Source organism: Nonomuraea sp. NPDC005983 (assembly GCF_040614375.1).
Taxonomy (GTDB): domain Bacteria; phylum Actinomycetota; class Actinomycetes; order Streptosporangiales; family Streptosporangiaceae; genus Nonomuraea.
The window spans coordinates 1-10,546 of the sequence record NZ_JBEXUP010000226.1 but is presented as its reverse complement, the minus strand read 5'-3'; the positions used below and the strand labels follow the sequence as shown (position 1 = coordinate 10,546).

Here is a 10,546-nt window from a genome sequence, read left to right as displayed (position 1 = left end):
CGGCGCGCCGAGCCCGGGGCTCGGCTGCGCACCGCCGTAGTCGGCGGCGCGGCGCTGCCCGCCGGGGCGCGGGAGCGGGCGGCGGGGCTGCGGATCGTGTCCTACTACGGCGCGACCGAGCTGTCCTTCGTCGCCGCCGACCCCGACGGGGCCGGGCTGCGCCCCTTCCCCGGTGTGGACGTCCAGGTCAGGGCCGCGCCGGGGCAGCGGCTCGGCGAGGTCTGGGTGCGCTCGCCCTGGCAGGCGGAGGGCTACCTGGGCGGCGCCCCCGGCCCGCTCCGCACGGACGCCGACGGCTGGATGAGCGTCGGCGACGTGGCGGAGCCGTACCGGCCCGGCGAGGTGTTGCGGCTGCGCGGCCGTGGCGGCGGCGCGATCCAGACCGGCGGCGCGACCGTCGTGCCGGAGGACGTCGAGGAGGTGCTCAGGAGCGTGCCCGGGATGAGCGACATCGTGGTGGTGGGCTCACCGCACCCGCAGCTCGGCTCGGTGGTGACGGCGATCCTGGAGGTCGGCACGGAGGGGCCGCCGCCGCGGTCGCTGCTGGAGGCGGTCGCCCGTGCGGGGCTGGACAAGGCCCAGCGGCCCCGGCGCTGGTACGGCGTCGAGAGCCTGCCCCGCACCCCGGCGGGGAAGCCGGCCAGGGGGCTGGTCGCCGCCCGTCTGGCCAGCGGCGACCCTGACATCCACCGGATAACCTGACATGCGTGATGAACCGGTCATTGTGGCCGCCCGCCGGACGCCGATCGGCACCGCAGGGCACGCCTTCAAGACGGTGACGGTCGACCAGCTGGCGGCGCCCGTCATCGGCGCGCTCGCCGCGGACGTGCCGATCCCGGTCGAGGACGTGATCCTGGGCAACTGCATGGGCCCGGGAGGGAACGTCGCCCGGGTCTCCGCGCTGGCCGCCGGGCTGGGGCACGGCGTCCCCGGCGTCACGATCGACAGGCAGTGCGGCAGCGGGCTCGCCGCGATCCTCCTGGCGGGCCAGGCGGTGCGCGCCGGAGCGGCGGACGCCGTCATCGCCGGTGGCGCGGAGAGCGCCTCCACCGCCCCGCTGCGCGCCCACCGGGACGAGCCGTCCATCCCGTACGCGCGGGCGCCCTTCGCCCCGGCCGGGCACCCCGACCCCGACATGGGCGAGGCCGCCGAGGCGCTCGCCGCCGCCCGCGCGGTGAGCCGTGAGCGGCAGGACGCCTACGCCTGTGACAGCCACGCCAAGGCACTGGCCGCGCGCGAGGCGGGCCGGTTCGAGCAGGAGATCGTCCCCGTCGGGGGCCGGGCGGACGACCAGCGGCCCCGGCCCGTGCGGATGGCGTCGCTGTCGCGGCTGCCCGCGGCGTTCGTCCAGGGAGGATCGGTGACCGCAGGCAACTCGTCGCCGATCAGCGACGGCGCGGCGGCCGTGATGGTGGTGCCCGAGCGGGTACGGGCGGCGTCCGGGCTGGCGGGGATGCGGTTGCGGGCCGGCGCGGTCGTCGGCTGCGATCCCGCGCTGCCCGGATGGGGGCCGGTGCCCGCCGTCCGCCGACTGCTGGAGCGCGCCGGGGTGGAACTGCAGCAGGTGGCGGCGGTGGAGATCGTGGAGGCGTTCGCCGCGCAGGCCCTCGCGGTCACCGACGCGCTCGGCCTCGACCCCCTCGGCGCCGACAGAGACCGCGTCTGCGCCGGCGGCGGCGCGCTCGCCCTCGGGCACCCGTGGGGCGCGAGCGGCGCCGTCGTGGTGACACGGCTGTTCAGCAGGCTCGTCCGATCAGGCGCGCCGTCGGGAACGCTCGGCCTGGCGACGGCCGCGGTCGGCGGCGGCCTCGGCGTCGCCGCCCTGTTCGAGGTGGTGTGAGTGATCGAACTGTCTGACGTGCACGTCCGGCTCGGCGAGCGGGACGTGCTGCGCGGCATCACCGCGACGCTCGCCGAGCGCCGGATCGGCGTGGTCGGGGCCAACGGCTCCGGCAAGAGCACGCTGGCCAGGCTGATCAACGGGCTGGCGCTGCCCACCTCCGGGCGCGTGACCGTCCAGGGGCTCGACACCCGCCGTGACGCCGCCGCGATCAGGCGCGGCGTCGGGTTCCTCTTCACCGACCCCGACGCGCAGATCGTGATGCCGACAGTGGCCGAGGACGTCGCGTTCTCCCTGCGCCGCAAGCGGCTGCCGGGCGAGGAGGTGGAGCGCCGGGTCCGGTCCGTGCTGGCCAGGTACGGCCTGGACGGCCACGCCGACCACCCCGCCCACCATCTGTCGGGCGGCCAGAAGCAACTCCTGGCCCTGTGCTCGGTGCTGGTGCTCGAACCCGAGATCCTCGTCATGGACGAACCCACCACGCTGCTCGATCTGCGCCACTCCCGCCAGGTCGCCGCGGCCGTCCGCGACCTGCCGCAGCAGGTGGTCGTCGTCACCCACGACCTCGGCCTGCTCGCGGACTTCGACCGCGTCCTCGTCCTCGACCAGGGCCGCGTCGTCGCCGACGGCGAGCCTGGCCGGGCGGTCGAGCACTACCGGAAACTGATGGCATGAACGCGCTCACCGGGGCCTACGTCCAGGGCGAGTCGGTCCTCCATCGCCTGCCTGCGGGCGCCAAGCTGCTCGGGCTCGCCGCCTGCTGCACGGTGCTCGTTCTGCTGCGCTCGCCCGTGGCGATGGGGGCCGCCCTGGTCGTCGTGGCGTCGCTGTTCGCCGTCTCCCGGGTGGGGGCGGCGGCGGCCTGGGCGCAGATCCGCCCGGTGCGCTGGTTCGCGGTGGCGCTGTTCGCCATGCAGGCGGTGTTCGTGGACCTGCCCTCGGCGGCGACGTCCACGCTCCGGATCGTCCTCGCCGTCGCCCTGGCCGGGCTGGTCACGCTCACGACGCGGACCAGCGCCATGATGGCGTGCCTGGAACGCTGCCTCGCCCCCGCCCGGTTCGTCGGGCTTGACCCGTTCCGGCTCTCCCTGCTGCTCTCGCTCACCATCCGCAGCGTCCCCGTCGTCGCCGCGCTCGCCACCCGGGTGCGGGAGGCGCAGCGGGCCAGGGGCGTCGAGTGGAGCGTGCGGGCCTTCGCCGTCCCGCTGGTGGTGAGCACGCTCAGGCACGCGGACGCGCTCGGCGAAGCCCTCAGCGCCCGCGGCCTGGACGACTGACGGCCCGAATCCTGCCAATGGGCGCGCAGCGCGCGTGCCCCAGGCCGTCCGGCCGGACGTTGGTGGCCTGCGTCGGTCGTACTCTGGCGGTCATCCCAACGGATGACGGAGAACGTCCTGGGGAAGGATGACCGTCGTCGCCCGCGCGGTCACTGTGGGGTTATGACTCGACTAGCCTGGACGGCCGCCGCGCTGGCCGCGGTCGTCCTGCTCGCCTCATGCGGCACGGCGCCACCGGCGAAGACGGCCGGCCACAGCGGACACGTGGCGCGAGCCGCGCCGGTCGCCGCCCCGCTGCGTGACGGTGAGCGGTTCGCGTCCCTGAAGATGGCGGAGCCGTACACGCCCAGCCCGCCCAACGGCGGCACCGACGACTACCGGTGCTTCATGATCGACCCCAAGCTGACCAGCGAGGCGTTCCTGACCGGCGCGCAGTTCGAGCCGCAGAACAGCGCCATCGTGCACCACGCGATCTTCTTCAGGCTCAGCCCTGAGCAGGCCGCCGCCGCGCGCAAGCTCGACGCCTCCACCCCTGGCCAGGGCTGGACGTGCTTCGGCGACGCGGGCGTGGAGGACGCCTCCTGGGTCGCCCACTGGGCGCCCGGCACCAACGAGAAGCTGCTCGACCCGAAGTACGGCTACGCGATGCCGCCGGGCAGCCAGCTCGTCATGCAGATCCACTACAACACGCTCGGCGCCGACGGGCGGCCTGGCGCCGACCAGTCGGGCATCCGGCTGCGGCTCACCGACAAGAAGCTGGAGCCGCTGGCGACCGAGCTGTTCCCGGCGCCGGTGGAGCTGCCGTGCACGCCGCAGGAGTCGGGCCCGCTGTGCGACCGCGCCGCCGCCGTCGAGGACGTCGGCCGCCGGTTCGGGGAGGAGTCCAAGACCCAGGTGGCGCAGCTGGCGAAGTTCTGCGGCGCGCCCACTCCTGGCCCGACCCAGCACTGCGACCTGCCCGTCAGGGGCCCCGCCACGGTGCACGCCGTGGCCGGGCACATGCATCTGCTCGGACGGTCCATCAAGGTCGAGCTCAATCCCGGCACCCCGAAGGCGCAGACCCTGCTGGACGTCCCGAACTACGACTTCGACGACCAGGCGCTGCGGGTGCTGGCCAAGCCCGTCACGGTCGGGAAGGGGGACGTGGTGCGGGTGACCTGCACCCACGACGCGGGCCTGCGGGCGCAGGTGCCGCAGCTGAGCAAGCTCAAGCCGCGGTACGTCGTCTGGGGCGAGGGCACCAGCGACGAGATGTGCCTGGGCATCGCCATCATGTCGGCGGCCGAGTAGCGCTGTCGGTCAGGCCGCCGGTAGTCACCGGCGGCCTTGACAGATATTGACGGCTTCGCAGGCAGGAGTTACGTTCGTCTCAAAATCAAAAGGAAACTTTCCTAATAGTTTCCTTTTGGGCGACTCCCACCCCCCAACCGGATGTCGGAGCATCATGAGACAGAACCTCGGCAAGTTCCTCGCAGCAGTGGCGGCGTTACTCCTGCCACTCAGCGCGGCCGTCCTCGCCCCGCCCGGCGCGTACGGCGCGACCACCTCCGCCACCTCCGCCACCTCCACAGCCGCCGCCGCGGCGTGGGCGCCCTGGACCGCCTACACCGCGGGCACCCGGGTCACCTACAACGGCGTCGAGTACGAGTGCATTCAGAGCCACACCTCCCAGCCGGGCTGGGAGCCGCCGAACGTCCCCGCCCTGTGGAAGGTCGCGAGCGGCGGGGGCGGCGACACCACCGCTCCCTCCGTGCCGGGGAACCTGCGTTCGACCGGGGTGACGTCCAGCAGTGTGTCGCTGGCGTGGAACGCCTCGACGGACAACGTGGGTGTGACGGGTTACGACGTCTTCCGTGGTGGGACGTTGGTCACCACGGTGACGGGGACGAGTTACACCGACAGCGGGTTGTCGGCGAGCACGTCGTACACGTACGCGGTGCGCGCTCGTGACGCGGCGGGCAACGTCTCCGGCAACAGCAACTCGGTGACCGCCACCACGAGCGGCGGCGGTGGCGGCGACACGACGGCTCCCTCCGTGCCGGGGAACCTGCGTTCGACCGGGGTGACGTCCAGTAGCGTGTCGCTGGCGTGGAACGCCTCGACGGACAACGTGGGTGTGACGGGTTACGACGTCTTCCGTGGTGGGACGTTGGTCACCACGGTGACGGGGACGAGTTACACCGACAGCGGGTTGTCGGCGAGCACGTCGTACACGTACGCGGTGCGCGCTCGTGACGCGGCGGGCAACGTCTCCGGCAACAGCGGCTCGGTGACCGCCACCACGAGCGGCGGCGGTGGCGGAGGCGGCAACAAGGTCCTCGGCTACTTCGTGCAGTGGGGCGTCTACCAGCGCGGCTACCACGTCAAGAACATCGACACCAGCGGCTCGGCCGCCAAGCTGACCCACATCAACTACGCCTTCGGCAACGTCCAGAACGGGCAGTGCGCGATCGGCGACAGCTACGCCGACTACGACCGGTTCTACAGCGCGGCCGAGAGCGTCGACGGCGTCGCCGACACCTGGGACGCCGGGGCGCTGCGCGGCAGCTTCAACCAGCTCCGCAAGCTCAAGAAGAAGTACCCGAACCTGAAGGTGCTGTTCTCCTTCGGCGGCTGGACCTGGTCGGGAGGCTTCGGGCAGGCCGCGGCCAACCCGGCGGCCTTCGCCGACTCCTGCTACAAGCTGGTCGAGGACCCGCGCTGGGCGGACGTGTTCGACGGCATCGACATCGACTGGGAGTACCCGAACGCGTGCGGCCTGACCTGCGACACCAGCGGTCCGGCGGCGTTCAGGAACGTGATGTCGGCCCTGCGCTCCCGCTTCGGGTCCGGCAACCTGGTGACCGCCGCCATCACCGCCGACGGCACGTCCGGAGGCAAGATCGACGCGGCCGACTACGGCGGCGCCGCGCAGTACGTCGACTGGTACAACGTCATGACGTACGACTTCTTCGGCGCCTGGGCCGCGCAGGGGCCGACGGCGCCGCACTCGCCGCTCAACTCCTACAGCGGCATCCCGATCGCCGGTTTCTACTCTGACAACGCCATCCAGAAGCTCAAGAGCAAGGGCGTCCCGGCCGGCAAGCTGCTGCTCGGCATCGGCTTCTACGGGCGCGGCTGGACGGGCGTCACCCAGTCCGCTCCCGGCGGCACGGCGACGGGGGCGGCGCCCGGCACGTACGAGCAGGGCATCGAGGACTACAAGGTGCTCAAGACCCGCTGCCCCGCCACGGGCACGGTCGCGGGCACCGCGTACGCCTTCTGCGGCGGCCAGTGGTGGAGCTACGACACGCCGAGCACGATCGGCGGGAAGATGAGCTACTCGAAGAACCAGGGCCTCGGCGGCGCGTTCTTCTGGGAGCTGAGCGGCGACACCACCAACGGTGAGCTGATCAACGCGATGAAGAGCGGGCTGGGCTGACCTGGTCCGAGCGCCTGACGGCAGGGCGTGTCCCCTTCGAGGGGGGCACGCCCGTCGCCGCGAACGCCGATCCGCCCAGGCGGTGGCTCAGCGCGGTGGCTCAGCGCGGTGCCGTGCTGTGTCGGGGTGGCTCAGGTCGGCGGCGCGTTCAGGTGAGGTGGCGCAGGGCGGTGGCGATGGTGGCGATGCCCTGCTCGATGTCGGACGGCGCGTTCGCCGCGTAGCCCAGGACCAGGCCGGGCGGGCCGGGGCGCTGCCGGTGCCAGGAGAGCGGCTGGACCTTCACCCCCCGGAGCAGCGCCGCTTCCGCGAGGCCGGTGTCGGCGAAGTCGGCGGCGAAGGTGATCACGAGGTGCAGTCCCGCCGCCGCGCCGTGCACGACGGCGCCGGGCAGGTGGGCCCCGATGGCCGCGATCATCGCGTCGCGACGGCGGACGTGACGGCGGCGCAGGAAGCGCAGCTGACGTTCCAGCGCGCCCGACTCCATCAGCTCCGCCAGGACGAGCTGCGGCAGGGCGGCGTTGCCCAGGTCGGCGCTTCGCTTGGCCGACACGAGGGCGTCCCGGTACCGCTCCGGCGCGAGCAGCCAGCCCACCCGCAGGGCGGGGGCGAGCAGCTTCGACACGCTGCCCGCGTAGCAGACCCGCTCGGCCAGCAGCGACCGCAGGGCGGGAACCGGGGGACGGTCGTAGCGGTGCTCGGCGTCGTAGTCGTCCTCGATGATCAGGCCGCCCTCGTCGGCCCACCGCAGGAGCCCGCGCCGCCGGTCGCCGTCCAGCACGACGCCGGTCGGGAACTGGTGCGCCGGGGTGAGCATCACGGCCGGGACGCCCAGGGCCCGCAACGCGTCGACGCGCAGCCCGCGCGAGTCCACCGGGACGGGCGGGGTGTCGAGCTGCCAGCTCCGCAGGTGCTGCCGGGCCCCGAGCGATCCCGGGTCCTCCACGGCCACCTGGGTGATGCCGTCCTGCCGGAGCACCTGGGCGAGCAGCCCGAGCGCCTGGGCGACCCCGGCGACGATGACGATCTCCTCGGGGGCCGCGCTGATCCCCCGGTAGCGGGCCAGCCAGTGGGCGACGGCCAGGCGCAGGGCGGGCGTCCCGCGCGGGTCGCCGTACCCGAAGTCGGCGGGGGCGAGGCGGCCGAGGACCGCCCGCTCGGCCCGCAACCAGGCCGTTCGCGGGAACGCGGCGAGGTCCGGCATGCCGGGGGACAGGTCGATCCGCGCGGGCGCCTCCCGCAGCGCGTCGAACACGTCACCACCGGGATCAGCGAACAACCCCGCCGCCGTGATCGGACGGGAGGGGGGCCGGGCCGTCACGGGGGCGGCGACGACGGTGGTTCCGGCGCGGCCGCGGCCCGCTATCAGGCCGTCCTCCGCCAGGCGCTGGTAGGCCTCGGTGACCACGCCGCGTGAGACGCGCAGGTCCGCCGCCAGGGCGCGGGTGGCGGGGAGCTTGCTGCCCACCGGCAGGCGGCCGTCCGAGATCGCGAGCCGGAGCCGTGCCGCGAGCCAGCCGGCGCGGCCCCGCGCGGGCGCGTCGTCGATGTTCAGCTGCAGGAAGTCCGAGCCGGACGGTATGGACCTGTCATCCAGGGGCGTTTTGGTCCTACCCATCAGACCATTGTGGCGGCAGAGTGACAGCCGAGAACACTCCAGACAGGGAACCGCCGCATGTACTTCCAGCACTCGGCCGAGATCTGGTCAGCCCATCCAGAGCTCGTCGCCGGCGCCGTCCTCGCCAAGGGGATCACCGCCGACGCCTCCGTCGACCCGCAGGTGGCGAGGTTGTGCGCCATCGCCGAGGCCAGGCTGGCGTCGGGGTCGGAGGGTGAGTTCCCCGAGATCCAGGCGTGGCGGCGGGCCTTCTCGAGGATGGGCCTCAAACCCACCCAGTACCGGTGCGCCGCGGAGTCGTTGCTGCGGCGCTTCAGGAAGGAGCGCGCCCTCCCGCGCATCCACCCCCTGATCGACCTCTGCAACGCGATCTCGCTCGCCTACGCGACCCCGGTGGCGGTGTTCGACCTCGCCAGGATCTCGGGCGGCCTGGAGGTCAGGCACGCGAGCGGCGACGAGACCTACCTGACCTTCTCCGGCGACACGGAGCACCCCGACCCGGGCGAAGTGATCTTCGCCGACGCCGGGGGCCGGGCCCACGCCCGGCGGTGGAGCAACCGGCAGAGCGGCCACTCCGCCGTGCGCGACACGACGGCCGAGGTGCTGGTCGTCGCGGAGGCGATGCACCCCTCGGCGGCGGAGGACGTGCCGCAGCTCATGAGCGTGCTCGCCGGCGAACTGGCCGGCGTCTGGGGTGACGCGGGCGACACCGCGATCCTGACCCGGCCGTCGCCCCGGTTCGCGTGGTGACGAACGCGTGAAGCCGCCGTTCTCACGCGGTGATGGCACGTGAGGCGGCCGTTCGCACGCGGTGATGGCACGTGAGGCCGCCGTTCGCACGCGGTGATGGCGCATGGCCGCCGCCGGAGGTGGCCGCTGGACGTGGCCGGTCGTCTATATGATCGCGATCGCGGCACTGTCCAGCCTGGCGGCCAGCCGGCTGCGCTCGGGCGAACTTCGTCACGAGGCACTCGGGGGAGTGTCCGCAAAGGAGGCGATCCGATGAGTTTGTTCCTCGCCGAAGGCGACCCGGTCGCGCTCGCGCTGCGCGGCTTCGCCGAGGCCCACGCCGATCTCGTCGAGCTGAACGAGAACCCCGCCTTCCTGCGGGCCCGCGACCGCGACCCGAGGCGGGCGGTCGGGCTGGTGTCCGGCGGCGGGTCCGGGCACGAGCCGCTGCACGCCGGTTTCCTCGGACGCGGCATGCTCGACGCGGTGGCGCCCGGCCAGGTGTTCGCGTCACCGCACAACCGGCAGGTGCTGGAAGCCAGCCGGGCCGCCGCCGGCCCCGGCGGAGTGATCCACATCGTGAAGAACTACACGGGCGACCGGATCAACTTCGGCATCGCCGCCGAGCGGCTGCGGCACGAGGGCATCGAGGTCCGCCGGGTGCTGGTCGACGACGACCTGGCCACCGAGAGCGCGGAGACCGCGACCGGGCGTCGGGGCACCGGCGCGACCGTCATCGTGGAGAAGCTGCTCGGAGCCGCCGCCGACGAGGGGCTCGGGCTCGACGAGCTGGCCGCGCTCGGCGCCCGGTTCGCCGCCGCCTCGCGCAGCCTGGCGGTGGCCGCGCGGGCGCAGACCTCGCCGCAGACCGGCGAGCCCTCGTTCGAGCTGGGGCCCGACGAGCTGGAGTACGGCGTCGGCATCCATGGCGAGCGGGCCGCCAAGACGATCGCCAGGCCGCCCCTGGACGAGTTGGTCGGCCGGATGCTCGACGAGCTGGTGGCCGGCCTGCCGCCGGGCCCCGACGACGTGCTGGTCCTGGTCAATGGGCTGGGCGGCACCACGCTGCTGGAGCTGTACGGGGTCTTCGCCGAGGTGACGGCCGGGCTCGCGCGGCGCGGGCTGGACGTGCGGGGCTCGCTGGTGGGCACCTTCGTCCCCGCTCTCGACATGGCCGGCTTCTCGGTGACCCTCACCAGGCTCGACCCCGGCTGGCACCGGTGGTGGCGCGCTCCCGCCATCACCCCGGTCTTCCCGTACCGAAACTCCGACAAGCCCCAGGAGACGCCGTGACCGCCTCTCCCGTACTGCGCCGCTACGCCGCGGACGTCGCCGACGCGCACGCCGAGCTGACCCGGCTCGACCAGCTCACCGGCGACGGCGACTTCGGCGACAACCTGCGATCCGGGCTGCGCCGGGTGGTGGAGGAGCTGGACAGGTCGGGCACGTCCGGGCACGGCTTCGACGTGGCGGGCCGGGTGTTCCTCGACGACGTCGGCGGCACCAGCGGGCCGCTGTTCGGCCTGCTGTTCACGGAGCTGGCCACCGCCCTCGACGCCCCGCCCGACGCCGAAGCGGACGGCGGGCCCGGCGGCGAGTACGACGTGCGGCGCTGGGCGGAGGGCGCCGCGGCCGGGCTGGCGGCCATCCAGCGGGTCGGC

At 73.6% G+C, this 10,546-nt stretch carries 10 protein-coding genes; 9 read left to right on the top strand and 1 reads right to left on the bottom strand.

Going from position 1 to position 10,546, the window contains the following annotated elements; all coding sequences use genetic code 11:
• The 6 genes from ABZ297_RS44935 to ABZ297_RS44910 all read left to right on the top strand — a co-directional run.
• Window positions 1–702, top strand: a 702-nt coding sequence (locus tag ABZ297_RS44935) for an AMP-binding protein (protein ID WP_355360092.1), incomplete at its 5' end; no start/stop codon positions are given.
• Between the two features lies 1 nt (window position 703).
• A complete protein-coding gene (locus tag ABZ297_RS44930; RefSeq protein WP_355360089.1) occupies window positions 704–1,840 on the top strand; it encodes a thiolase family protein in 1,137 nt (378 codons plus the stop codon).
• A complete protein-coding gene (locus ABZ297_RS44925) occupies window positions 1,841–2,515 on the top strand; it encodes an ABC transporter ATP-binding protein (RefSeq protein WP_355360086.1) in 675 nt (224 codons plus the stop codon). It abuts the gene before it with no gap.
• Window positions 2,512–3,117 carry an energy-coupling factor transporter transmembrane protein EcfT gene (locus tag ABZ297_RS44920; protein ID WP_355360083.1) on the top strand — a complete coding sequence of 202 codons (606 nt, stop codon included), beginning with the start codon at window positions 2,512–2,514 and terminating at the stop codon, window positions 3,115–3,117. Before ABZ297_RS44925 ends, ABZ297_RS44920 begins: the two co-directional genes overlap by 4 nt.
• A 162-nt stretch (window positions 3,118–3,279) precedes the next feature.
• Entirely contained in the window at window positions 3,280–4,407 is a 1,128-nt protein-coding gene (locus ABZ297_RS44915; protein WP_355360080.1) for a monooxygenase, read from the top strand.
• Between the two features lie 154 nt (window positions 4,408–4,561).
• Window positions 4,562–6,538, top strand: a complete 1,977-nt coding sequence (locus tag ABZ297_RS44910; protein WP_355360077.1) for a glycosyl hydrolase family 18 protein — start codon at window positions 4,562–4,564, stop codon at window positions 6,536–6,538.
• Window positions 6,539–6,686: 148 nt separating this feature from the next.
• Here ABZ297_RS44910 and ABZ297_RS44905 read toward each other — a convergent pair whose 3' ends face one another.
• A complete protein-coding gene (locus ABZ297_RS44905) occupies window positions 6,687–8,156 on the bottom strand; it encodes a PLP-dependent aminotransferase family protein (protein ID WP_355360074.1) in 1,470 nt (489 codons plus the stop codon).
• A gap of 57 nt (window positions 8,157–8,213) precedes the next feature.
• Here ABZ297_RS44905 and ABZ297_RS44900 point away from each other — a divergent pair, with 57 nt between their 5' ends.
• The 3 genes from ABZ297_RS44900 to ABZ297_RS44890 form a co-directional block, all read left to right on the top strand.
• Window positions 8,214–8,906, top strand: coding sequence for a phenylalanine--tRNA ligase beta subunit-related protein (locus ABZ297_RS44900; RefSeq protein ID WP_355360071.1), 693 nt, complete (start codon window positions 8,214–8,216; stop codon window positions 8,904–8,906).
• 252 nt (window positions 8,907–9,158) lie between these two features.
• On the top strand, window positions 9,159–10,178 hold the full coding sequence (locus ABZ297_RS44895; protein WP_355360068.1) for a dihydroxyacetone kinase subunit DhaK: 1,020 nt from the start codon (window positions 9,159–9,161) through the stop codon (window positions 10,176–10,178).
• On the top strand, window positions 10,175–10,546 hold a 372-nt coding region (locus ABZ297_RS44890), incomplete at its 3' end, for a DAK2 domain-containing protein (RefSeq protein ID WP_355360065.1). The genes ABZ297_RS44895 and ABZ297_RS44890, both read left to right, overlap by 4 nt.